Annotated in this window: 21 protein-coding genes; 7 read left to right on the forward strand and 14 right to left on the reverse strand. The window is 67.2% G+C overall.

The annotated features are described in order from the left end of the window. Nucleotides 1-36: 36 nt before the first annotated feature. Nucleotides 37-1,265 (reverse strand): IS3 family transposase gene (locus tag APR04_RS28705; protein WP_253877744.1). Its coding sequence is split into 2 segments (ribosomal slippage): nucleotides 37-941 and nucleotides 941-1,265, totalling 1,230 coding nucleotides; the frame shifts between segments, so codons are not numbered across the junction. A gap of 44 nt (nucleotides 1,266-1,309) precedes the next feature. Between APR04_RS28705 and APR04_RS28710 the strand changes: the two genes are divergently transcribed. Both APR04_RS28710 and APR04_RS28715 read left to right on the forward strand, forming a co-directional pair. After that, nucleotides 1,310-1,735 carry a cytochrome P450 family protein gene (locus APR04_RS28710; protein ID WP_253877746.1) on the forward strand — a complete coding sequence of 142 codons (426 nt, stop codon included), beginning with the start codon at nucleotides 1,310-1,312 and terminating at the stop codon, nucleotides 1,733-1,735. Between the two features lie 116 nt (nucleotides 1,736-1,851). Then, complete coding sequence (locus tag APR04_RS28715) at nucleotides 1,852-3,216, forward strand: ABC transporter substrate-binding protein (RefSeq protein ID WP_253877748.1); 1,365 nt, start codon at nucleotides 1,852-1,854, stop codon at nucleotides 3,214-3,216. Between the two features lie 138 nt (nucleotides 3,217-3,354). Here APR04_RS28715 and APR04_RS28720 read toward each other — a convergent pair whose 3' ends face one another. The 11 genes from APR04_RS28720 to APR04_RS28770 form a co-directional block, all read right to left on the reverse strand. Next, complete coding sequence (locus APR04_RS28720) at nucleotides 3,355-4,140, reverse strand: NUDIX domain-containing protein (RefSeq protein ID WP_253877750.1); 786 nt, start codon at nucleotides 4,138-4,140, stop codon at nucleotides 3,355-3,357. Between the two features lie 87 nt (nucleotides 4,141-4,227). Next, nucleotides 4,228-4,626: a hypothetical protein gene (locus APR04_RS28725; protein WP_253877752.1), complete on the reverse strand. Its 399-nt coding sequence runs from the start codon at nucleotides 4,624-4,626 to the stop codon at nucleotides 4,228-4,230. After that, nucleotides 4,623-5,783: a hypothetical protein gene (locus APR04_RS28730; RefSeq protein ID WP_253877754.1), complete on the reverse strand. Its 1,161-nt coding sequence runs from the start codon at nucleotides 5,781-5,783 to the stop codon at nucleotides 4,623-4,625. Before APR04_RS28730 ends, APR04_RS28725 begins: the two co-directional genes overlap by 4 nt. Nucleotides 5,784-5,818: 35 nt before the next feature. Continuing rightward, on the reverse strand, nucleotides 5,819-6,196 hold the full coding sequence (locus APR04_RS28735) for a hypothetical protein (RefSeq protein WP_253877756.1): 378 nt from the start codon (nucleotides 6,194-6,196) through the stop codon (nucleotides 5,819-5,821). Nucleotides 6,197-6,714: 518 nt separating this feature from the next. Beyond that, nucleotides 6,715-8,046 (reverse strand): lanthionine synthetase C family protein, encoded by a 1,332-nt coding sequence (locus tag APR04_RS28740; protein WP_301313114.1) that lies wholly within the window; start codon nucleotides 8,044-8,046, stop codon nucleotides 6,715-6,717. A 338-nt stretch (nucleotides 8,047-8,384) separates the two neighbouring features. Further along, nucleotides 8,385-9,218: an HAD family hydrolase gene (locus APR04_RS28745; RefSeq protein WP_253877760.1), complete on the reverse strand. Its 834-nt coding sequence runs from the start codon at nucleotides 9,216-9,218 to the stop codon at nucleotides 8,385-8,387. A 208-nt stretch (nucleotides 9,219-9,426) separates the two neighbouring features. Beyond that, the gene (locus APR04_RS28750; RefSeq protein WP_253877762.1) at nucleotides 9,427-10,173 is read right to left on the reverse strand and encodes a 5-formyltetrahydrofolate cyclo-ligase; all 747 of its coding nucleotides are present in this window, start codon (nucleotides 10,171-10,173) and stop codon (nucleotides 9,427-9,429) included. Next, nucleotides 10,170-11,399 (reverse strand): NsdA family TPR-like regulatory protein, encoded by a 1,230-nt coding sequence (locus APR04_RS28755; protein ID WP_253877764.1) that lies wholly within the window; start codon nucleotides 11,397-11,399, stop codon nucleotides 10,170-10,172. The genes APR04_RS28750 and APR04_RS28755 overlap by 4 nt, the downstream gene beginning before the upstream one ends. 49 nt (nucleotides 11,400-11,448) lie before the next feature. Continuing rightward, nucleotides 11,449-12,315 (reverse strand): phosphotransferase, encoded by an 867-nt coding sequence (locus APR04_RS28760; protein WP_253877766.1) that lies wholly within the window; start codon nucleotides 12,313-12,315, stop codon nucleotides 11,449-11,451. Nucleotides 12,316-12,320: 5 nt separating this feature from the next. Next, nucleotides 12,321-13,673 carry an NsdA family TPR-like regulatory protein gene (locus tag APR04_RS28765; RefSeq protein ID WP_253877774.1) on the reverse strand — a complete coding sequence of 451 codons (1,353 nt, stop codon included), beginning with the start codon at nucleotides 13,671-13,673 and terminating at the stop codon, nucleotides 12,321-12,323. 302 nt (nucleotides 13,674-13,975) lie between these two features. Then, on the reverse strand, nucleotides 13,976-15,193 hold the full coding sequence (locus tag APR04_RS28770) for a M20 metallopeptidase family protein (protein ID WP_253877776.1): 1,218 nt from the start codon (nucleotides 15,191-15,193) through the stop codon (nucleotides 13,976-13,978). Nucleotides 15,194-15,419: 226 nt separating this feature from the next. Between APR04_RS28770 and APR04_RS28775 the strand changes: the two genes are divergently transcribed. Then, nucleotides 15,420-16,457 (forward strand): NAD-dependent epimerase/dehydratase family protein, encoded by a 1,038-nt coding sequence (locus APR04_RS28775; RefSeq protein ID WP_253877778.1) that lies wholly within the window; start codon nucleotides 15,420-15,422, stop codon nucleotides 16,455-16,457. Here APR04_RS28775 and APR04_RS28780 read toward each other — a convergent pair. Beyond that, nucleotides 16,413-17,918 (reverse strand): NsdA family TPR-like regulatory protein, encoded by a 1,506-nt coding sequence (locus APR04_RS28780; protein WP_253877780.1) that lies wholly within the window; start codon nucleotides 17,916-17,918, stop codon nucleotides 16,413-16,415. The two genes, APR04_RS28775 and APR04_RS28780, sit on opposite strands and share 45 nt — an antisense overlap. A gap of 234 nt (nucleotides 17,919-18,152) precedes the next feature. Between APR04_RS28780 and APR04_RS28785 the strand changes: the two genes are divergently transcribed. Then, nucleotides 18,153-18,803 (forward strand): YdcF family protein, encoded by a 651-nt coding sequence (locus APR04_RS28785; RefSeq protein WP_253877782.1) that lies wholly within the window; start codon nucleotides 18,153-18,155, stop codon nucleotides 18,801-18,803. Between the two features lie 60 nt (nucleotides 18,804-18,863). On the opposite strand, the gene APR04_RS28790 is transcribed toward APR04_RS28785, so the two are convergent. Continuing rightward, entirely contained in the window at nucleotides 18,864-20,171 is a 1,308-nt protein-coding gene (locus APR04_RS28790) for a hypothetical protein (RefSeq protein WP_253877784.1), read from the reverse strand. A 309-nt stretch (nucleotides 20,172-20,480) separates the two neighbouring features. Between APR04_RS28790 and tmk the strand changes: the two genes are divergently transcribed. From tmk to fxlA, 3 genes are all read left to right on the forward strand, one after another. Then, nucleotides 20,481-21,119 carry a dTMP kinase gene (gene tmk / locus APR04_RS28795; RefSeq protein ID WP_253877786.1) on the forward strand — a complete coding sequence of 213 codons (639 nt, stop codon included), beginning with the start codon at nucleotides 20,481-20,483 and terminating at the stop codon, nucleotides 21,117-21,119. A gap of 187 nt (nucleotides 21,120-21,306) precedes the next feature. After that, nucleotides 21,307-22,542, forward strand: a complete 1,236-nt coding sequence (fxlM, locus tag APR04_RS28800) for a methyltransferase, FxLD system (RefSeq protein ID WP_253877787.1) — start codon at nucleotides 21,307-21,309, stop codon at nucleotides 22,540-22,542. 48 nt (nucleotides 22,543-22,590) lie between these two features. Next, entirely contained in the window at nucleotides 22,591-22,785 is a 195-nt protein-coding gene (fxlA, locus tag APR04_RS28805) for an FxLD family lanthipeptide (RefSeq protein ID WP_253877789.1), read from the forward strand. Nucleotides 22,786-22,808: the final 23 nt, after the last annotated feature.

The following is a 22,808-nucleotide window of genomic DNA, read 5'->3' on the forward strand; positions in this document are numbered from 1 at the left end:
AGGGGCTTCCCCCCGAATGGTGGACACGGCTTTGTGTCATGCGGCAAGGTCGAGTGTAGCAGTATGAGCGTTCTCGTAGTCGATAGGACTTAGATAGCCGCAGTAGGAGTGCCTACGTCGTGTGTTGTAGCGGATGATCCACCGGAACACGGCCAGACGGCAGGCCCGGGCCCCGTCCCAGCGGCGCTTGCCCTGCAGCGTCTCGCGCTTCAGGGCAGCGTTGAAACTCTCGGCCAGAGCGTTGTCGGCACTCGTGCCCACCTTGCCGCGTGAGACGGTCACGCCCAGCCTGGCGCAAGCGGCCAGGAAGCCAGCGGAGCAGTACTGGGCGCCGTTGTCGGAGTGGAAGATCGCCCCGGCCAGCGACCCGCGTTCCCGCTGCGCGGCTTCCAGGGCGTCGATCACCAGGGTGTCGCGCATGTGGTCGGCGATCGCCCAGCCGACCAGGCGCCGGTTGAAGCAGTCGATCACCGTGGCGAGGTAGAGGAACTGCCCGTCCCCGGTCGGCAGATAGGTGATGTCGCCGACGTACTTGCGGTTCGGCGCATCCGCAGTGAAGTCCCGCTCCAGCAGGTCAGGGACCATCGGCGCGTCCGTGGCCGGCACCGTCGTGCGGACCTTCTTACGCAGGTGCAGACCCACGATCCCGAACCGGCGCATGACCCTCGCGACCCGCTTCTCGTTGACCGGCCGGCCCGTCTTGTCGGCCAGCTCCGGGGTGATCCGCGGGGCACCGTAGGTCGTGTCCCACTCGGCGTGCACGGCCCGGATCTGCTCGGCCAGGGCCTGGTCGGCGGCCTGCCGGACCGCCCGCTTCGCTGCTCCGGCCACCCACTTGTAGTACGAGGACCGGTTGATCCCCAGCACCACGCACATCCGCTTCACCTCGAAGGTGTCCAGGTGATCGGCAACGAACTGGAAGCGGTTCACCAGTTCGTCTCCCCGGCGAAATACTTCGCCGCCTTGCGCAGGATCTCGCGCTCGGTCGTCAGCAGAGCCTTCTCCGCCTCGAGCTTCCTGACCTGCGCCTCCAGCTCGGCCACCCGCCCCGACGGTGGCTTGCCGACCGTCTCAGACTTGATCCGCGGGCCCCGCAACGAGGGTTCCTCGCCCCGGCCCGCACGGGCCTTGACGACCCAATCCCGCAACGTCCCTCTGCTCACCCCGAGGTCGGCTGCGATCCCACGCAACGTCGCCCCGGGCGTGGACTCGTACAGGGCCACAGCATCAGCCCTGAACTCGTCCGAATAGTCCTTCATGGACATAAATCTGACTCGCTTCCTCCGGATCAAGCAGATCCAGTATCAGCGTGTCCACCAAACGGGGGGAGCCCCCCCAGTCCCCCACCTGGCACACCCCCGCCCGGTTCGTCACCGGCAACACCGAGCTCGGCGGACGCATGCTGCGCAAGGGCGAGGCGATCGTGTGCGCGGTCGCGCACGCCACCAAGACCGAGCACGAAGGCGCCGACCTCATCTGGGCCTCCACCAGTCGCGCCACCCTCGGATTCGGCGCAGGCGTGCACCGGTGCCCCGCATCCCGTGTGTCTCGGATCATCACCAAGACCGCCGTCGAGCAGGCTCTGATTCAGCTGCACGCGCTGAAGCTGGACGTCCCGATCAAGGACCTCCCCTTCGTGCCCGGCCTGTGGGCCCGCTCCGCGGCCACCCTCCCGGTCACCTTCGAGCCCACCCACGCGCCCGGCTCGGCGCAGCGGGACCCCGTCAGCGTCTAACGCAGCCCAGGCCCATGGGCCGGACAGACCTGCGCGCCACCGTTCTGGGCCCGCACGAGCCTGCCCTGCAGCCGCACGTAAGACCTCCCACCTGCCTTCCGAGAGGAATCCCCGCCATGCCCACTCCCCCACGCCACCACCGCTCCGTTGCCGCGGCATTCACCACGCTCTGCGCGCTCCTGGCGCTCTCCGCGTGCACAGCCGGGCTCGACGACGACGCCGGGACCGTCGACCCGTCGGCTGGCACCAGCGGACGGGACGACCTGCTGACCGAGGGTGGTGAGCTCCTGATCTGGGCGTGGGAGCCCACGCTGAACCAGGTCGTGGCGGACTTCGAGGCCGACTACCCGAACGTTGACGTCGAGCTCGCGAACGTCGGCACAGGGAACGACCACTACGTTTCCTTGCAGAACGCGATCAGTGCCGGTTCGGGCGTGCCGGACATCGCTCAGGTTGAGTACCACGCCCTGCGCCAGTTCACCATCGCCGATTCGCTGGCTGACCTCAGCCCATACGGCGCAACCGACCTGAGTCGAACGTTCTCCCCGGGCACCTGGGACGCCGTCACCGGCGGCACCGACGCCGTGCATGCGCTGCCTATGGACTCCGGGCCGATGGCCCTGTTCTACAACCAGCGAGTCTTCGCCGACGCCGGCGTGGCCGTGCCGACAACATGGGAGGAGTTCATCGACGCCGCCGAGGCGATCCACACCCACGACCCCGACACCTACATTACCGCGGACAACGGGATCGCGACGGTCACGACTTCCATGATCTGGCAGGCCGGCGGCCACCCCTTCCAGGTCGAGGGCACCGACGTGACCGTGGATCTGGCCGACGAGGGCACGCTGAAGTTCGCGCGCATGTGGCAGCAGCTCATCGACGCCGGCCTGGTCGCCGACATCCCCGACTGGTCCGACGAATGGTTCCAGGGCCTCAGCGACGGCTCGATCGCCGCACTGGTGACCGGTGCCTGGATGCCCGCCAACCTCACCACCGGCGCTGCCCCGGCGTCCGGCGACTGGCGCGTGGCCCGCATGCCCCAGTGGACCGAGGGCGCCAACCAGACCGCCGAACTCGGCGGATCCGCCCTCGCGCTCACCGAAGCCAGCCAGGCCAAGGAACTGGCCTACGCGTTCCTGAAGTACGCCAACATCGGCGATGGTGTCACCACGCGGTTGGACGCCGGCGCGTTCCCGGCCACGATGCGGGACCTGACCGACCCCGCCTTCCTCGCCCAAGAGCCTGAATACTTCGGTGGGCAGCAGATCAACCGGATCCTTGCCGACTCCGCAACGCACGTCCTGCCCGGCTGGCAGTACCTGCCCTACCAGGTCCACGCCAACACCATCTACCCCGACACCGTCGGCCAGGCGTATACCGGCTCGAGGACGCTGACCGAGGGGCTCGCGGACTGGCAGGAATCGATCCTCGGCTACGGCGACGAGCAAGGTTTCACCGTAGGGCACCCCAGCGAGTAGGGGGCCCGTCCCCGAGAGCGGCAGGCGCACCATCGCTGCTACCAGCGATCAATACGGCGACACGGGATCCCGGGTGTAGCCCGAGCCAGGTCCGACGCTGTCCCGACTCGAACGGGACGCACATCGGGGCCATTCGAGTCAGATCGTCCACGGGCGCCAGAACGAACCGTCCGCACCACTGAGGAGTGCGTCTTTGAGGGCTGCGGGACGCACATCACGTTCAGCCAGCTCGGCCAAAGCGAGCCACTCGACTCCGGGGCGGAGCTCGTCCCGGTCGGCGGCAGTGATGTCGACGTGGGCCTCGAACACCAGGGTGATCACGCTGTGAACCTCGCCAGTCCGGGAGTGGTGATGATCGACGACCCCTGCGAATCCGGCAATCGTGGCCACCAGACCGGTCTGTTCGGCCACGTGTCGTAGGAGTGTGCTGTGGACGGGCTGACCATCAATGGAGCCCCCGGGCAGGTGGGACCATCCCAGTCCCTGATCATCGACCACGAGGAACTTGCGGTCGTTCCGGATCAAGGCTTGAGCGATGACCTGAACGCCGGCGAGATGGCTGCCCGGGGTGGCCGCCGGCGGCGGCGGGAGTGAGCCTTGGGTGATCGCTGCTCGAGCCCGTGCCTCGTGCGGGCTCAGGCCTCGCGGAGTGGGGAAGAAGCCGAGCTCCTGGTCTGACCTGGCTTTCAGGATTTTCCGCAGCGCCTCGCGGTACAGCTTGCTCGGCCAGCGGACCTCCCCACGCTCGTATCGACCGATCTCGCTCCCCCGCAGCCCACCTGACCGCCCCGTCTTGACACGGACGTATTCATTGACCGCTGCGGCAAGCTCCGCTCTCGACATCGCCTGCCCAGAGCCGGAGGGCGACGACGTCGCTTTTCGCTGGGTCCGGAGCTGTTCGTTCCTCACCGCCCACCCGCCCATGCACTCGACTCCTCATCGCCACAGTGACGCCGTACGCGACAGGCCACCATCCACTCCCGGTAGAGCCTCGCCAGCACCCACACCCCCTTAGCCCTCAACTGGGCTCGCCCCGTCCTGCCGCGCGCACCCCACCGTGACCGACAACGGCGTATGCCGGTGCGAGCCGGCCATCCATCCCCGCCAGCGAGGGCACTGCGTGCACCTGCCCGGCACGCTGGCGCCTGGGTCGAACTCCTCGTGCTTGAGAATCTCGAATCTCGACGTGGCCGGGTCCAGGTCCAGGACCGCCGCGAGGAACGCGGCACCAGAGCAGTCACGGGTCGCGACCTGTGCGGCCAGCAGGAGAACCTGCTCTGTGTGTCTGGCTGTCTCGAACCACAGCGCCTCCGGTCGGACGCTGACCTCGATCAGCTTCACGTGGCACAGTGCGGCGATCTGGCTCAGAGCATGAGCGACCCGGTCGACGCCGATGCTGGTCGTGGTCATGACGCCTGCTCCAGCACTGTCTGGGCGAGCGCGGCGGCGTCGAGCAGTCGGGTGCGGGCGCGGCCGATCAAGGCGCCGCCGGCAAGGCCTGACCGCGCCACGACCCGCGCTAGGTAGACCTGTTCCGTGCCGGTCGCGACACGGACCAGCGGGTGACGCAGGACATCCCGCGCGGCGGGTCCATCCATCAGGTCGCAGGCATCGGTCACGACCCGGTGCGCGATGTCCTCACCAGCTCGACGGACCTTCAGGTCCGAACTGAGACAGGCGATCGAGGCAACGAGCAGGGCCAGGCGAATCCGGAAGCCGACGTCGCCGTCGTCCACTGGTGTCCGGGCGTCGTACCGGTCGAGCATCTCCCGGGTCGCTTCACCGCGCCGCGCAGGTGGTACGCACAACACGGTCAGGCAGTCCCGCACCTGCTGCTCCCACGCCTGTCGTGGCTCACAGGCGTCGATGACTCGGCACGCCGCGGGCATGTCCCCCCTCATGATCCGGTCGACGATCATTGCCTGCCGGCCCTCGAGCAGCCGGGAACTGGCCCGGTCGTAGGTCTCGGCCAGGTCGGCTGCCGCCGACCAACGGCCGACCGCAGTCTCGGCGGTGATCCCGCCAACCAGGAGGTGCGTACGGACCTGGTACTCCAGGGTGCGGCGTTCCTCAGGAGTCGCCAGGACGTTGCCCAGGGGTAGCCGCGCATCGCCGATCCGGACCGGCACCAGCCCGTGGACGGCGTGCAGCAGCAGGCGCAGCCCGGCCACGACCTGACCCGGACCGCTCTCCAGACCGTGCAAGCGCGCCAGGGTGATCCCGGGCCCGAGCATCCGGGCAGCCTGCGGCGCGGTCAGGCGCCGCGCCGGTTCGACGTACGCGCGCAGGTGGGACTGGCACAACTGGCGCGCCAGGTCGAGCGCCCCGCAGTCCTCGGCGACCATCGCGGCCCGGCCGAGGGCCCGGGTCGCAGTCACGACCGCCTCGACCGGGTCGCGGACCGCATGGGCTTCCCGAGACATCTGGTCGACGGCGTCGATGCGTCGTGTCAACGGCCCGATGTGCGGACGCGGGCGGGCGACCAGCGGGAGCAGCCGGGTGACCGAAGCCAGGCCAGCTTTGTCGATCGAACCGTGAGCCCGCGGTGCGCCCCGCAGTCTGCTCATATCAGGGAGCGAAACCGCTGATCGGGACTGGGTCGTCATCGTCTCTCCTGGGACCACAATGCGTTGCGGATAGCGACGGCCAGGATCTGCTGGTCGGTCGGTGAGAAACCGAGCCGGTTCCATTGCGCTGCTACTACTAGACGAAGGTCGAGACGCAGCGCCTCAGGCACCGCCGTGCGCGGGGTCGGGAGGAAGCCCTGGTTGGTAGCGCCTAGCCGAGTGGCCGCGTGGGTGAGCTCTGCTGCCCAACGGGCCGCGTACGGGTCAAGATCCAGGAGCGCCGCAGCGGGCGTACGCAGGAGGGCACTGAGCATCTCGGTCAGGCCATGAGCCCGGATCCGGGCCGGCTCTGCCAACGGTGCCGCCCCAAGCCAGTGCTCATCGACGAAGTCGGCGGTCTGTGCGTCGCTCAAGCCCGCTGCGCGGCATATCACCGTGGTCAAGATCCCGGCGATGTGCCGCGGCGCCAGCAGCGGCCGGTCGCGCGCGTAGTCCAGGACCCCCCGACTGTCCGCGCAGTGCAGGTCCATGAGTGCACGGCGCCGGTCTGCGTCGTACTTGGGTTGTGTCGACCGTGGCCTGGTCAGGCGAGGTTCGGGTGTAGGTGGGGACGTTGCGGTCCAGGGCACTGGGTTGTCGAGTGCCCCGGGCCGGTTCAGCACGAGTATCGCCTCCTCCACCAGGAGATCTTGGAGGTAGACGCGCCAGCCCTTGTCGTGGTTCAGGAACCACCAGCGACCCCCTCGGTGAGCGCACAGCCCGTCTAGGATCACGGCCACAACGTCCGGCCCGCTGGCGCAGTCCGTCTCGGGGAACAGAACATCGAGCTGGGACCACCCCGCGACGTCCGCTGCATCAGGCGTCGGACCGGGGGATACCGGGGTCGGGTCAGTCAGTTTGTCGGCGGTGGGTAGGTAGATGACCGTGCCGGTCATTCGGCCCATCCGATCCCGAGGACGCCGTCGGCGCCGGAGACCGGGGCCGCCCGGGTGCGTAGTGACTCGAAGACTAGGCGTGTTCCGAATCGCCCCCACAAGAACTCGGTGTCGTCTGGGTCCGGGAGGACTCGGCTGGTGCGAGACACTGCGTCGGCAGCCACGCCCAGGCGGCTGGTCTCAAGCGAGTGCCCTCGCCTGTGTAGGGCCATGAATGCTTCGGCATCCTCGGCGGCGCGCAGCACTGTCAGATACATCCCCCCGGTTCCGACATACAGGTCAGGCTCGGTGAGCCGGTTTAGTTCACGCTGGGTCAGGCACGACGCGACGGCGTCCTCAGCTACGACTCGGCCGCGCTCGTCACCCAACGCGATTCCGGCCATCTGCAGCGCCCGGCCGATGCCCGGGGTCCCGTGCGCCCACGTTGGCTCTGACGGGCCTGGTTGGTGCACGCGCCCCGTGCGGAGCTCGTCCAGGCTCAGCTGCTGGGGCCACCAGGTCACCTTGTCGGGGGTCTCCTGCCTCCACCGCGTGTACCAGCCGGTGATGTGCCGGATCGCCTCAGCCTGACCCGGCACTGCGTAGCCGGCACGGTAGCTCGCTGCGAGGAACGCAAGAATGCCCGCGCCGCCACGTGCCATCCCGAAATCCGCGTACCCATTCGGTTGTTTGTCCCCCACCGGTGTTGTGGGCTGGGGGGCGCTGGCGCTCCACCACCCGGGGAGGAGCACCTCCGAGAGAATGCGGTCTTTTGAACGGTCGACCAGGTAGGACAAGACGCCTGACAGTGCCCCGCTGACTGCCTCGTCGAGCGCGGTGCCGCGCGCGGGCTGGTGTACGGCGCGGCGCAGCAGCACCATCCCGAGCCCGGTCAGACCTGTCATGAGGTCGAACTCGCTGCCGTGCGTCGGTGCTCCCGCCTCAATCCGGTCGTTGACGGCTTCGAACCGCTCAGCGGTCAGCTCCACGAGTATTTGGTCCAGTGCGGCGAGCTCGTGTGCCCACCGCGCACGGTATTGGGCGCCTGTCGTGTCCAGAACAAAGGTGAGCGCCGGGGCCCCGTAGAACAGGTCGGCGCGCGCGGACCGGTCGAGCGGCCTCTTTTTGGCGGCCAGCAGCGCGTCGGTGACCTCGTCCCAGGACCCCCGGGTGGTCGTCATCGCCAGCTCGACGGCGAGCAGCATCCTGGCGAGGTCGCCGTCCGCCAGCGACTGCGCCGGATCATCCGGCCTGCGCTGCCCGTGCTGGCCATCGAGACCGCGTTGCCCGAGACGGTTGTGCGTGGCGATCACAGGTCGCTCCCGATCGAGCGGTGCACGCTCGCACATTGGTCTGGCTCGCTGCGGTTGGCCCTCTGGTGGCCGGGATAGTGCAGGTAGGTCGGCATTGCGTATCTCCTGGGGGTGCTGGGACCCGGCCGGTGACGGTTTCTCCGGCACATCACCGGCCGGGGTGGCGGGTATCAGCAGCGCCTGCTCGCTGACCCCGCCAGCTCTTCGAGCGCTCCCGGTTTCGCGGGAACGGCTACGTTTTCGGGTTGGCCGTGCTTAATACGTAGCCGGAGTGGTCGCGGCGCGGGATCGAGGCCGGAAAGGTGCGCGCGGGTGCAGTTCGTCCACGACGGCACGGACTTGGTCGTCCAGTGGCGCCGGCGACGCGATGGCCGTCACTGTGCCACTCCGCTGGTCACGGGGCCCTCGAGCATGGTCCGCAGCACGAGCGCAGCGCCGTGCTCGGCGAGTGTCCCGGTGACGTGGTCCGCGGCGGCTCGTACGGCGCTCGGCGCGTGCCCCATGGCGTGGGACTCTGCGGCCCACGCCATCGCAGGTAAGTCGTTCATCCCATCACCAACGAAGATTGTGCGCTCCGGCGCGACGTCCAGCATCATCCGTACGGATTCCAGCGCGGCTGCCTTCGACGTTCCGGGAGGTGTCACGTCCAGTGCGTGGGGAGCGGCGTAGACGACGACCCCGAGGGCACACAGCGGCTCCAGTAGCAGCTCGGCGATGTCCGGTGCAGCGAGCACGACACGTGTTGCTGCGCCTTGATCAAGCTCGTGCTGGCTCACGACAAGCTGCCGGCCGTTTATCCGTCCCTTTGGGAAGATCTCCGAGACGCGGTAGCCCCATCCAACTTTCTCGATCGCGATACGCACCGTCGGACACAGTGCGCGCGCGAGGCGGAGCACCGGCTCGACTACGAGTGTTCGGCGGGTGTGGATTTGATACCGGCCGGGCGCCGACTCGTCAACCCGCGCGATCATGGCGCCGTTGGACACCACGATCCAGGAGCCGTTCAAGCCGAGGTCAACGGCGATGGGCAATGCTCCGACCAGCGAGCGACCTGTCGCCAGGACCACGGGATGTCCCGCCGCAGTAGCGTCGGCCACGACCTCCTTCGTCGCATCAGGAAGGTTGGTCGTGCCATCGGGCACGAGCGTCCCATCGATGTCCAGTGCCACCATGCGACGGCGCATGGTGCTCTGCGGGTTGTCCTTCATCGGGCCTCCTCGCGCGGCGGCCTGTCACGCCTCGAGGGCGGGCAGATCGCGCGATGATCGGTAGTGCATCCACCATCGACCAGCGCACCTGCATTGCAGGAGGGCATTCAGAAAGTAGTAGTCCGGCATTCTGTGTCGGGCTTCGTCAGGTCGCCGTAGAAGGTGAATACGTTCTGGGCGGGCGCCTGAATCGCGGGGATGTGAATTGTCACCTGCCTGTTGCACGCCGTGCGGCAAGTACCGGAATCTCACGGATCATCGATGCGGGTAAGACCGCCCAGTTAATGTCCGCGGGGCGCTTTCGAGTCGAGGTCTTGATGACGCGGGTTGGCGTGATGATCAGGTCGACATGGAAATCGTGGCCTGCCTCAGGAACTGCCGTGTCCACAACCTGCAGGTCATGAACGGTAGTGACGATCGTCGTCTTGTCCCCGATGACTCCCGCTTCGGTCAGCAGTGCCACCTCAATATCACCGTAGCCAGCACCCTTGCCCAGCCGACCACCCGACGCATCTACAGCAACACTCCCGGTCACCACGAGATCGACAGGCGACATCTGCCCGACGTCGACCAGCTCCCCAAGGCGTGCGGCTTCGTGGCGGTCAGCAGCCGCATCGCGCGGCCCCGGCATAACAGCAGGGTCCAGGAGTAGGAACGGACGGGGCTCTGCCAGTCGTGGGACGGCCATGTAGACGCACTTCCCTGCCACCAGAGCAAGGGCACGTACGGGACGTTGCGCAGCATCCGGAACCGCCTTGATCACTGAGGCAGTGGTCCACGCCTTGAGCCCAGTCAGGCGGTGCGCGGCAGCATCGGCTCCCTCGAAGTCAGGTATGTGCCCATGGACACCTGGCTCGACAACTCCCGCGTCCTCAAGCCGGTTCCACACCAAGCGGCGCAGTGCTCCCTTTTGCCGGTCCACGTCGGCGTGCTCCGGTCGGGGGCTGCCGGTCATGAGGCCCCCAGAGACAGGAGTCGTTCGCGGATATCGGCTACCTCGCCCACGTCCCGCCACGGCGCAAGCTCGCGGCCGGCCTGAAACGCGATCGTCATTCCTCCACCACCACGGGTGGACTCCACAACGTCGAGTGCTTCGCCCAGCACGACTGCGGCCTCTTCGGGGCGCCGCTGCCGGATCAACGCCAGCGCGAGGTTCGCGGTGACCATCGCCCGCGCCTTGGATCCTTCCGGTGTCCGGGTCGCGGCTGCTTGGAGGCGCCGCTCGGCGCGCCGACCATCCCCCAGAGAGACGAAGACCGATCCCGCCATCCGGTCCACCGTATCGGGCGAGAACCAGAGCGCAGCGGGGTCATCGAGGGCCGCAGCCTGGAGGAGGTTCTCGGCATCGGCCAGCGCTCGCATCGCCTCGCGCGCCGACCCGAGCATCCCGAGCGCCTCTGCCGCATGCAGGAGCCCCAGTCCGGCCAAGACCTTGCTCGACCTCGCGGCAACGTCCGCGGTCCGCCGCGCTAGAGCCAGGCCGTCTTGCGGGGCCTTGTCGCTATAGAGCGCCACGTAGCAGGTCCGCAGCCACGCGCTGGCCTCGGCGACCCTGTCCCCGGCCCTTGCTGCTGCCTCCGCGGACTGCTGAAAATACCGCCGAGGAGCCACACTGTCGCGGCGGGCCGATGCATCCCAGACGATCTTGCCGAGCAGAGCCGCAGCCAGAGCCTCGCCAGCGAGCCGTTCACGCTCCGGGCCTCGGTCCTGGGACATTGCCTCCGACAGCAGGCGAGCTGAGTCGACCAGGAGCAATCCCGCTGGCCGGTTGTCGTAGTCCGACTCCAAACGCTTGAGGCGCTCAAACAACCCGCTAGGTGCCTCGTCCGGCAGCTTGGCCTGGACTTTCGCGATCGTCGCCGGACTCGAACCACGGCCCCGCCGCGTGGGATGAAACCCGAGGTCGGCGTCGCTCTCGACGCCCAGGACGGCGCGGAGCCCAGCACGGTAGACCGAGCCCGGCCAACGAGACCGGCCCCGCTCGTACCGAGCGAGCGTGTCGACATCGAGGTGTCGGCGCTCCCCTGTGGTGCTCCAGATGTACTCATTCACCGCCGCGGCAAGCTCAGCCCTGGTCATCGGCAGGCCGCTTCCCGACGGCGACGGGGTCGCCTCACGCCGACGGCGCAGGTGCTCGTTGTGCACAGTCCTCCCCTCCCCGTCCGAGAGGTCCTGGTCCACCGAAGTCACAGACATGCCAACCTGCCGGGATCCGACGGACAGTCACGCGTCATTCGATCGGCTGCCAGTCCCAGGGGCGCGGTCCGTTACGGCCGCGCAGGCTGTTCACACGGACATGCGCGTCGTCACGAAGGTTCGTACGCCCCTGGGCGACGTACACGGCGAAGCACGTCACTCGTAGCTCCCGGATATCGCGGAAGAGCTCGAACTCTTCCCATTGAGTGACATCGCTTCCGTACTCGTCGCAGTACTCGGCGTACTTCGCCGCCGTCAGGGTGCCAAAGCTGGTCAGCCTGCATGCTGTGGATGTCAGGTCCCACTCGGGCGGCCCGACTGAGCAACGTTCAAGGTCCATGAAGGTGACACCCTGCCCGTCGACGTCGACGACGTTTCCGGCCCATGCGTCTCCGTGGATCACTGCCTCGGGCAGGCCCAGAGGCCGTCGTTCCCAGCGAGCCAGGAGCTCAGCGAGCCGGGCAAGCAGCCAGCGGTGGTCGTCGTCGGACAACCATTGCGCAGAGGTGACCCGCTCGTGCAGGCGGACGAACGGTGCGACTTTGTGCTGTGCGAACTCATCGGGAACCGGGAGAGCGTGCAGCTGCTTCAGCGCTTGCGCAACCTGCCGCGGTGTTCCGGCTTTCCGCGGCGCGAGCTCTTGCCAGAACGTGATGGGGTGGCCTGCGACAACGACCGGCTGCGGGACCGGGAGCGGCTCGACCGCACGCACACCGTTGTCGTTGAGCCAGCGGCCGAGGAAGACCTCACGCGCAGCGACGCCCCCCTGCCCCGGCTTGCTGATCCGGACGACGACCTTGCCCGGCAGCCCGTAGACCTGGTTCTCACCGTCACGAAGAAGCACCGCGCCGGCGGACGAGAGCCCGACTTCCCTGCATGCATGGTCGAGCACCTGACGCATAGTCGTCATGCAGCAGTCCCGACGGTCTCCAGGGAGATGAGCAGCCGAGCGACGTCGATACTCGCGCGATGGCGCTGGGCGGGCGCGACGATCTCCAATGCGGTACGCCTCACGCGCAGAGACCGAACACCTTCCGCATCACGAACCGCATCCTCAGCGATCTTGGTTGCCTGATTCGGGTCCCCGGTGCGCATCGTCAGAGCGGCCAGCTTGAACCCGGAGAACGCACGCGACCGGATATATGCGTCGGGGTGCTCGGCCACTGCGGTGGCGAGCCGGCTAGTGGCCTCCTCGACTTCTACGCCGTGAACGGCTAGCTCGTGCAGGGCATGGCCAGTGTCACCGGAGTGCTGGGCATGGTCGTAGTACGTCATCCAAGGGACGTCGTTTGCGGGGTCGGCGTCCGCGAACGCATCGTCGGCCGCTCCGATTGCACGGAGCGTGGCTTGCACGTCACCGAGCCGACCCTGGGCACGGGCGACCGCGGTATGCAGCATCGCTCGCTCCGTCGGGGTGAGGCGATCAGCATGCACCAGACCGAGTTGCGCGAGCGACCGGCCCCCGTTCACATCGCCGATCCATACCGCCTGGCGTGCCCGCCACGAAAGGGCCTTCGCCCGCAGGTTCCAGTCGTTGCCGGCTTCCGCGCATTGCGTCGCAAATGCCAGGATCCTCGCGGCTAGCTGGTGCTGATGAGCATCGAAAAGTAGGGACCCCATCGCCACCCCGAGCTGCCCCACGGCCGTCGACAGGTGCGGTCGAAGCCGCGGCGGGCACGAGGTCTTGAGCAGATCCACCGCAGAGGACATCTCAGCAGAGACGGCGTGCCCGAGCTCCTGCCCACCATGAACGTGAGCCCACGACGTGAAGAACTCACCCACCGATCGCAGGCGTGCGATGTCCGCCTCTGACACCACCCGAGCTGGCGCAAGCACCTCAAGCTCGCGAGCGAAACCGTCCAAGGAGACGCTCAAGCTGGCAGCGGTCAGCGTCTGCAGAAATTGGCGTCGATCCACGGGCTCGGCCAACTCAGCCGAGGCAACAGTCTGACGGGCAGCCTGTACTGGACCGCCCGGGACCGCAGTCTTGCCTCGCCGGGTCGGGAAGAACCCGAGCTCAGCATTGGTCTCGACGCCCAGGACAGCACGGAGACCATCGCGGTACATGGCACGAGGCCATCGGATTTGGCCGCGCTCGTAGCGAGCAAGGGTGTCAACGTCCAGGTGACAGTGCTTGCCTGTCGTCTTCCAGACGTACTGATTCACGGAGGCCGCCAACTCGGCACGCGTCATCGGCAGGCCGCTGCCCGATGGTGACAAGGTCGCTTCACGACGTCGACGCAAGTGCCCGTTGGCCACAGCTTCCTCCTCGAACGGACCGCGTGGAGATAGAGATGACGGCACCGCTCACAGTAACGACCGACGTCACGGATGGGGAGCCGATGCGTCAGAATGCCGGAACTGACGGGCCAGAATGCCTGCCTCGATGCGTGACATGGTGGCGATTGAGAGTCGAACTCGCGTTGCTTGACGTTGGTGCACCAGACGGCAATCGCCTTCGAGCCCTTGAGTCGGTCGCCCTCTCTTCTATCGCAGCAAAACCAGATCGCTCATCGAGTCGAGTCCAGGTGCAGGGACGACGCCGCTGATGGGCGCCACGCTTAGGGCAGTGAGACCGCCAATTTCGTCAGGGCGACGACCGCCAGCTCCGCAAGTGCCGCCGCCTGGTCGCCGAGCACGGAGTCGTCGAACCTGACGACTGCGGAGTGGTTGGAGGGCGCATCCTCTGCTGGGACGTCGTCGGGCCGAGCCCCGAGCTGGATGAAGCACCCCGGCACTCGCTCCAGGACGTAGGAGAAGTCCTCGGCCCCCATGATCGGATTGGGCCGCTCGAAGACCCGGTCAGCCCCGTACATGCCGCCCAGGGTGGTCTTCGCGTGGTCCCACATGTCGGGGTCGTTCACTGTCACCGGATATTCCGGTTGGAAGCTGACGTCGGCCGTGCAGCCGTGCGCGTCCGCAACGCCTGCGACGAGCCGTGGCAGTTCGACAGCCAGCTGTTCCAGCGATGCGTGCGACAGGGTGCGCACGGACGCTACGAGCCGAGCGGTGGACGGGATGACGTTGGACGCCGTTCCCGCGTGCAGCTCACCGACCGTGATAACCACCGGGTCGAACACGTTGATCCGCCGGGTCGTGTACGACTGGAGCGCCATGACGATCTCGGCCGCGACCGTCACCGGGTCGACTGACATCCATGGTGAGGAGCCGTGACCACCCCGGCCGTGAACGGTCACGTTCAGGACGCTGTTGCCTGCCCAGGCGGGGCCCGCTTTGGAGACAAAGAGACCCTTGTTGTACAGGCCGGTGACATGGATGCCAAACGCCGCATCGACGGCCGCGCCGGCCGCGTCCAGGACGCCTTCTTCGATCATCGGGAGTGCTCCTCCGGGTCCCTCTTCGCCGGGCTGGAACATGAAGACGACATTGCCCGCGAGCTCGCTCTTCCTTGCGCTGAGCAGACGCGCGGCACCGACCAGGCCGGCCACGTGCAGATCGTGCCCGCACGCGTGCATCGTGCCGGTGGTCGCGGCGAACGGCTCACCCGAGTCCTCCATGATCGGCAGACCGTCCATGTCTCCGCGCAGCAACACAGTCGGCCCCTGCTCGGTTGATCCCTGGAGAACCCCACGCAGCACGGCGACCACCGAGCTGAGCCCTGCACCGACTGTGATCTCCAGCGGCAGCCCGTCCAGCGCCTCCAGTACCGCCGCCTGCGTTCTCGGCAGATGCAGTCCGACCTCGGGGTGCTGATGGATCCGCCGCCGCAGGGCGACCAGGTCGTCGAGAATCAATGCCGCATCATCCACAAAGCCCACGCTGTCGGTTCTCCAATCGAAGTGCTGCCTCCATCGCCGGGCCGCTGACGTCTGTTGTCCCGTGCGTCCCGACTGGGTTCCGCAAGCATGGTGGGCGTCGCGAAACTTGCTGAGAGCCTAAACGGCAAGAGCGCCCACCAGGCAGGGCGGCCTCGGTGTATCAGGGTGTGGACACATCAGTCGCATGCCTGGTGCTCAAGCGGTGCTGTCAGGCACGATCGCGGCCATGCGCATCCTCATCCTCGGCGGCACCTGGTTCCTTGGTCGTGAACTCGCGCAGAGCGCGCTCGCCCGGGGATGGGAGGTGACGTCGTTGACCCGCGGTCGCAGCGGTCTGCCACCTGAAGGTGTCGAGCACGTCACTGGTGACCGTAGGAGCGCGGATGATCTTCGGCGGCTGAGCGAAAGCGGACCGTGGGACGCGACCGTCGACACCTCCGCCTACGAACCGGGGGACGTGAACCAGGCGCTTGCGGAACTTGGTGACAGCGCGGGTCTCTATGTGCTGCTGTCGACGGTGTCGGCGTACCGAGACTGGCCGGATCGTCCCGTTGAGGAGTCGGATGACTTGTGGCCGACGCGCATGGACGCGCGTGAGTCGGACCCGGATGTGGCCGGGCTGCCCGGGCCTTTCCAGTACGGAACTCTTAAGGCGGGATGTGAGCTCGCAGCGGCGGCTGCGCCAGGAGGTGCCCTGATCCTGCGCCCCGGGGTAATCCTCGGTCCCGGGGAGTACACCGGTCGAATGCTGTCGCTCTTCGAGCATGCGCAGCGCGACGCGGCGTGGCTGCTGCCTCCCCGTGATCCCAGGATTCAGCCGGTCGACGTACGCGATGTCGCGCGTTTTGCCCTGGACCAGATCGCGGCGGCGCGACCCGGCATATACAACCTGACAGCTCCGTTCGGCCACGCCACCTACGGCGATCTGATCGATGCATGCCTCGAAGCCACCGAGGGAGAGGCGACTCCGGTCCACGCGAACGACGCGTGGCTCATCGAACAGGGGGTACGCCAGTGGACGGAGATCCCCCTGTGGCGCACCAACCTCGGGACGTGGCAGGTCAACGGCTCTAAGGCGGCGGCAGCCGGGTTCACGTGCAGGCCCCTGCGAGAGACCGTCCTCGACACCTGGGCCGGCTACCAGAAGCAACAGCCGGTGTATCACCCACGACAGGACGAGCACGGTATGAACCCTGCCCGCGAGGAACACCTGGTCACGCTATGGAGCGATCGCACCGGAGGCGACGCCACCCGCGAGAAGTAGCGAGCGGTGATCATCAGCTTCCCCGGTGAACGCTGTGATCTGGTCTTTCAGAGCGTGTGCGGGCTGGTACTTCTTCCATCTCGGATGGCCCAGAGCATTCTGGACGCGATCAAGGCGACCGGTAAGCCCTACTCGACGTTGGTCCACGGGCGTAGACCAGATGTACCGCAGCTGGTCGACCGCGGCATCGAAGCGCTCAGCGGCTAGCTCGGCGGACGCAAGATCAATCCGAGACCGCCTGACAAGGTGGCCCGAGACCGTGCCAGGAGCTGCTGCGATTGTCTCGCGGAGACGGTCAGCACCCTCAACGGCGTCGCCGACCGTCACGAGCGCAGTCCCCGCGCACATCGCGTTGCGCGTGAGCCCCCAGCCGAATTCACCGCCGATCTCGTCGTGTACTTCTTCGGTTCCATCAGAGGAGGCCAGGGCTTCATCGGCACGTTGCAACGAGTCAGCGACCTCACGCTGGTCGCCTATCAAGGCCCAGGCGCGAGCCCGCACAGCGTGTAGGCGTGCGCTCGCGCTTCCGTCCGGAGCAGCGGCAAGAGCCAGATCTGCGATACGCACAGCGTCACGTGGATTGCCGGACCAATAGGCCACCAGGCTCAGGTGGCCGGTCGACCATGCCTTCAGCCCGGCGTGCCCGATGACGTCCGCGTACTTGGCTGCTGCACGCGCTTGAGCCACCGAGGCTTCGGGCTGTCCTAGATCGAAGCTCGCCACTGCCAGCAGGGCGCAGGAGATTCCAGCGTCAAGGTTGAGGCTCGTCAGCTGCGCCGGCCGGCGCGTCTGCTCGAGCAGACCATAGGCCAGGTCACGCGTACCGCGAGCATCAACCAGCACCTTGGCTGGAGGAAGAATGTCGTACTGGCGCGCCAGGCGCACTATCTCGTCGTGCACAGTCGCAATTCCCGTCGGGTCGATTGCCGCCGTCGCCGTCGCAAGGTGCCACCACGATTCCCGAGCAGCCTCATCGGCCGCGGGACCCGCATCAGCCTCACCTTTGGGGGCTGTCGGACTTCGGTGGGTAGATGACGCCGCGACGACGCCCAAGGGCATCGTCGCCCAGGCGCCGGATGGCATAGGTGGAGTAGCCGGTGATGGCCTGGCATCGCCGGCGTGATGGATCAATTCACCTGGAAGGTTGGCTTCGCCGACCTGAAACGCCGAATTCTTCCGCACGGCAGTCCTGCCACGGGGTGTAGGAACGAATCCGAGGTCAGCATCTGTCTCGACGCCGAGGACCACGCGAAGTGCTTCCCGGTACATGCCACCCGGCCAACGGATCTGCCCGTGCTCGTAGCGACGCAACGTATCTACGCTGAGGTGGAGGTCTTTGCCTGTCGTCTTCCAGAGGTACTGGTTGACGGCCTCGGCAAGCTCTGCACGGGTCATCGGGTGACCACTGCCAGAAGGTGAAAGAGTCAATTCACGACGACGTCGCAGCCGCACGTTCGACATCGACCACCTCACATTCCTCGATCCGGACCCGCCCACCCATGGCAGACCACCCCCGGCGAGCCGTCCGCTCAGAGTAGTGACCCCGGTCACACAAGCGCAGCCCTGGGTGCCAGATTGCCGGACGGCAATCTGGCGCACCGTGTCACATGACCGAGGCGTGAACGTCTTGGCCGAGTAGTCCTTGGCCCGAAACACACCCTCTGCATGTGCTGGCGGCATGCCAGACTGACCGCCATGTTTTCCACCAGCGTGATGCAGGACGCTCAGGTCCTGTGGGACTTTCACCAAGTACCTGACGAGGGTCGGTCGACAGACATCGGGATCGGCCTGGGCAGCCACGACATCGGGGTGGCTGAGCACACCGCCGACCTCTTTCAGAAGGGGCGCTTCCCGACCGTGGTGTTCACGGGAGCGAATGCACCAACGACGGTCGAGCGGTTCCCGCGCGGCGAGGCGACGCATTTCGCTGAGCGAGCTCAGGAATTCGGTGTCCCGCAGAAGGCGATCATCATCGAACCGAGGGCGGTCAATACCAGCGAGAACTTCACGTTCACGCGTGATCTATTAGCTGCGCATGACGTGAAAGCATCGTCGGCAACGATCATCAGCAAGCCGTACCAGCAACGACGCGCGTGGGCGACCGCCCGCAAAGTCTGGCCCGAGCTCGATCTAGTGTGCTCGGCACGCTGGCTGGAGCTGGAGGAATACATCGAGTCCATCGGTGACCCGGAGCGGGTGCTGAACATGCTCGTCGGCGACACGCAGCGCCTGTGGGTGTATGCCGAGGCCGGGTTCGCGGTGCCGGTCCAGGTTCCTACAGCGGTGCAGGCTGCGTACGACCGGCTCGTGGACGCGGGCTTCACCCGGCGTCTCGTCGTGTCGTAGCCGGGAGGCACAAATTGCCGCCAGCACGCCGCCGAGGACAGTCAAGGACTGGATATACCGTCAGGCCGGGGTGATGGGAACACCAGCCAAGTCGGCCATGCGGCTGAGCTCGGCCCCAGGGCGCCGTGGGGCGCTTGAGATCAGCTGGGTAACGATGCAGCGCGTGATCTGGTGGTGGCGAACCTGCGAGGGCGCCACCATCTCTGCCCGGACGAGCGTTGCGAGCGCGTCCTCACGGTCACCGACCGCGAGGCTAGCCCGAGCAACGTCGAGATGAAGGCGTACCCGCCGTTCTATCGGCAGGTGTTCTATTCGCAGCAGTGCGCCGGTCGCCAGGGCGGTATCCATGTCTCCTACCGCGGCTGCAACGTTGGTCCGGTGAATCGCGACATTGGATGGCCCGAAGGCGGTCCACAGGTCGTTCCGATCGGTACCCGTGACCTGCGCAGCGTTCTGGGCCTCATCAAGGTAATCGCCGGCGCCAGCGTGATCGCCTTGACCAGCCGCCAGCATCGCGCCGGTCAGGAGCATCGTGCCGTAGACCGACGCCGACAGCGGTGTCTTGCCCATCAGAGGCTCGAAGTCGCGGGCTACTGTGGCGATTGTGGCAAGGGCGTCGGCGCGATCCCCGGAGGCGGCCTTCGTGAAGGCAGCCGTGCGTACGAGGGACAGTCGCAGGCATGGATCGCCCGCTGCCTCGGCGGCGGTCACGCCTCGATCGGCAACAAGCCGGGAAAGATCAGTGTGCTTGGCCTTGCTCAGCACGATCGCCGCGATCTGGCAGGCAAGCGCGATCACGCGCGGGTCGGTGGCATCAGCCATCGCAGGTTCCGGATCTATCGAAACGAGCGCGGCGGAGGCGTGGTACGCGGCGTTCTCATAGCGGCCGGCCTGATATGCCTCGAATGCGGTCGCCACATGTTGACGCACCGGAGCAGATGAGTCAGGGGCGTCAGTTGGGACTAACTTGGTCGAGGTGTGCGACAGGACTGCGCGGCGGAGCGCGTCCATCCCCGTGCCAGGATTTGGCAGTTCGCCGACATCACGCGGGGCGGGCCAGCTAGCGACCCACGCGCTGAGGTCAGGGATCGCGCTCCTCCCCCGTCGCGTCCGGAAGAACCCGAGGCCGGCATCGGTGTCGACACCCAGGACGGCACGAAGCCCATCGCGATACATGGCACAAGGCCATCGGAGCTGCCCGCGCTCGTACCGGGCGAGGGTGTCGGCATCGAGGTGGCATTCCTCGCCGGTCGTCGCCCAGATGTACTGGTTCACCGCCGCAGCAAGCTCTGCACGTGTCATGGGCAAGCCGCTGCCCGACGGCGACGGCATCGCTTCCCTGAGCCGACGCAAATGCTCGTTGGCCACGGTTTCCCCCTCTCGCGCTTCCCCTGAAGATGAAGGCCAACACTCAGAATAGCGACCGGCGTCGGGCGCCGGGAGGCCTAGCCCAGAATGCCGGATCGGGTCGCTCAGAATGCCCTCCCCCGCAGAGTCGAATCGACGCACAGTGGCCGTGCACGCGTGCCAATCCGGCGTGCGTCGACATTCAGTTGCGCCCAAGGAGGCAATCGTGCCGGTCCCTGTACGACTTCTCGTGCCCGACTGCCCTGCTCATCATCCTGAGCACAACCAAGACACGGGACACGAAGCGGCCATGACCTCACATGACCTGCCGTGAGCACGCCGATGAGCGCGGGATTGTTCGTCGCGGTCGACGGACCCAGCGGCGTGGGCAAGTCCACTCTTACCCGGGCGCTCACAATCCGCCTGACAGACGACGGCCACACAGTGCACCGGACGGCTGAACCCTCAGACGGGCCTATCGGATCGCTCGCACGCACAATGACGAACACCGCTGACGGCGCCACTCTCGCTTGCCTCTATACCGCCGACCGGCATCATCACCTCGCCCACGAGATCGAACCGCGCCTCACGGCCGGGGCGATCGTGATCACCGACCGGTACATCGCCTCGGGCCTGGTCATGCAACGCCTGGACCGCGTGGATCCCGCCTACCTCCGTGCCCTCAACCAGCCGGTCCGCCCACCTGATCTCCTTCTCGCCCTCACGGCCGACGACGAAGTCATTCGAAGGCGCTTAACTCGACGCGGGACGCACAACCGATACCAAGACCAACGTGCTTCCAGCCAGGAAGAGGCTGCGTACCACCGCGAGGCCGCCCAGCACATCGCCGGCCAGGGCGCACTCGTGCAGACCATCGAAACCACGCACCTGACAACCGACGCCGTGGTCGCCCTCGCACACAAATACGTGCGCGACGCGCTCACCGCGCGCGGAGGCGTCGCCGCATGACCCTCACCACGGTCACATCCGCGCGCGATGAGGGCCCCGCATGGTGGCTGACCCGAGGAAGCCGCCTTCCGACAAGCCTGAAGTCAAGTGCGCCACACGCAGTGGCCAGCCCGTCCGGTGCCCACCACACTCAGCAGCACCCGGCCTTGGCGACCGCCCCGGCCCCGGCCCCGATCGAAGGATGAGGATGAATCTGACGACCGACACGACCCGCACGACCGACGACGCGCGCTCCGCCCGCGAGGCGATGGTGGCCTGGTTGGAGGGCCACTTGACGTCGCCTGCGGTGCTTGGCGCGCTGCGCACGGTGCCGAGGGAAGCGTTCGTGCCCGAGGGCACGCCGCTGACGGACGCATACGCGCCGGATCGGCCTGTGATCACCCGGCGTGAGGAGCATGGCGCGGCCACATCGTCGGTGTCAGCTGCGTCATTACAGGGCCGGATGATCGAACTCGCGCAGGTTGGTCCTGATGCCCGCGTGCTGGAGATCGGCAGCGGCGGGTACAACGCGGCGCTGCTGGCCGAGGTCGTGGGCGAGGCAGGGTCAGTGGTGAGCATCGACATCGACCCGTGGGTCACCGATCGCGCAACCGAGTACCTGTCTGCGACCGGATACGGCGACCGGGTGACGGTCGTGACCGGGGACGGTGAGCTTCCGGTGGAAGGCGAGGGCCCGTTCGACGCGATCCTGGTGACGGTCGGCGCATGGGACATCGCCCCGGCCTGGCTGGAGCAGCTCGCGGAGGGAGGGCGGCTGGTGGTGCCGCTACGGATGCGGTCGGTGACCCGGACCGTAGCGCTGCGCTGGGACGGGGACCACCTCGTCTCCGAGGCTGCCGAACCTGGTGGGTTCGTGCCGATGCAGGGTATCGGCGGACACGACGAGCACGCGCTGCACCTGCCTGATCCGGCCGGTGGGTTCTTGACGCTCCGGTTCGACGACGAGGTGCCGGACCAGCCGCACCTGCTAGACGGCGTCCTGGCTACCCCCGTGGTCGAGACATGGTCGGGGGTGCCGCTGGCCCACGGTCAGGAGTTCTCCGGCCTGCACCTGTGGTACGCGTCTTTCCTGGACGGGTTCTGCCGGATCAACGCCGACCCGGATACCGAACTTGCCGGGCAGCAGGCTCAGACCTGGTTCCCATTTGGGACCGCGGTCGGCGACTCGTTCGCCTACCTGGCGATCCGACCCCTGGACGGCAGCGGCGTCGAGTTCGGTGCCCGCGCCTGGGGACCGCACGCTGACCAGGCCGCCGAGCGCCTCAACGCCCAGGTCCAGGCCTGGGACGAGGCCGGACGGCCGGACAACGCCGACATCGCCTACTGGCCCGACGGCGCGAACCTGACCGTCACACCGCGAGGCGCGACGCATCTCCGCAAGGCGCGGGGCGTCATCACAATCTCCTGGCCGACCGAGTCCTGACCGGCCAGGACGCCGAGCACGACACCACCACTCCAAGGAGGACACTGCATGACCCCGCCCCTGACGCTAGATGCCCCGGCGCTGAGCCTGGACTCGGCTCTGCTCGATGACGACTTCGAGCTCGACCTACGCGTGATCGAGTCCACGACCCCGCTGGTGGCCACGATGTGCTCCACGAGTGACGGATGTGGCAGCTCCTGCTCGAACAGCGCCTGCACGACGGGCAAGAACACGCCGTTCTGACCTGCACCCGCTGGTGGCGTACC

This window comes from Promicromonospora umidemergens, from assembly GCF_024171995.1.
Taxonomy (GTDB): Bacteria; Actinomycetota; Actinomycetes; order Actinomycetales; family Cellulomonadaceae; genus Promicromonospora; species Promicromonospora umidemergens.

Excerpts from the sequence above, each read along its gene's own strand:
- APR04_RS28715 (WP_253877748.1), top strand. The coding sequence starts at position 1,852 with ATGCCCACTCCCCCACGCCACCACCGCTCCGTTGCCGCGGCATTCACC.
- APR04_RS28745 (WP_253877760.1), bottom strand. The coding sequence starts at position 9,218 with ATGAAGGACAACCCGCAGAGCACCATGCGCCGTCGCATGGTGGCACTG.
- APR04_RS28780 (WP_253877780.1), bottom strand. The coding sequence starts at position 17,918 with ATGTCGAACGTGCGGCTGCGACGTCGTCGTGAATTGACTCTTTCACCT.
- APR04_RS28730 (WP_253877754.1), bottom strand. The coding sequence starts at position 5,783 with ATGAGCAGACTGCGGGGCGCACCGCGGGCTCACGGTTCGATCGACAAA.
- APR04_RS28750 (WP_253877762.1), bottom strand. The coding sequence starts at position 10,173 with ATGACCGGCAGCCCCCGACCGGAGCACGCCGACGTGGACCGGCAAAAG.
- fxlM (WP_253877787.1), top strand. The coding sequence starts at position 21,307 with ATGAATCTGACGACCGACACGACCCGCACGACCGACGACGCGCGCTCC.
- APR04_RS28775 (WP_253877778.1), top strand. The coding sequence starts at position 15,420 with ATGCGCATCCTCATCCTCGGCGGCACCTGGTTCCTTGGTCGTGAACTC.
- APR04_RS28760 (WP_253877766.1), bottom strand. The coding sequence starts at position 12,315 with ATGCGTCAGGTGCTCGACCATGCATGCAGGGAAGTCGGGCTCTCGTCC.
- fxlA (WP_253877789.1), top strand. The coding sequence starts at position 22,591 with ATGACCCCGCCCCTGACGCTAGATGCCCCGGCGCTGAGCCTGGACTCG.
- APR04_RS28725 (WP_253877752.1), bottom strand. The coding sequence starts at position 4,626 with ATGACCACGACCAGCATCGGCGTCGACCGGGTCGCTCATGCTCTGAGC.
- APR04_RS28785 (WP_253877782.1), top strand. The coding sequence starts at position 18,153 with ATGTTTTCCACCAGCGTGATGCAGGACGCTCAGGTCCTGTGGGACTTT.
- APR04_RS28740 (WP_301313114.1), bottom strand. The coding sequence starts at position 8,046 with ATGTGCGAGCGTGCACCGCTCGATCGGGAGCGACCTGTGATCGCCACG.
- APR04_RS28720 (WP_253877750.1), bottom strand. The coding sequence starts at position 4,140 with ATGGGCGGGTGGGCGGTGAGGAACGAACAGCTCCGGACCCAGCGAAAA.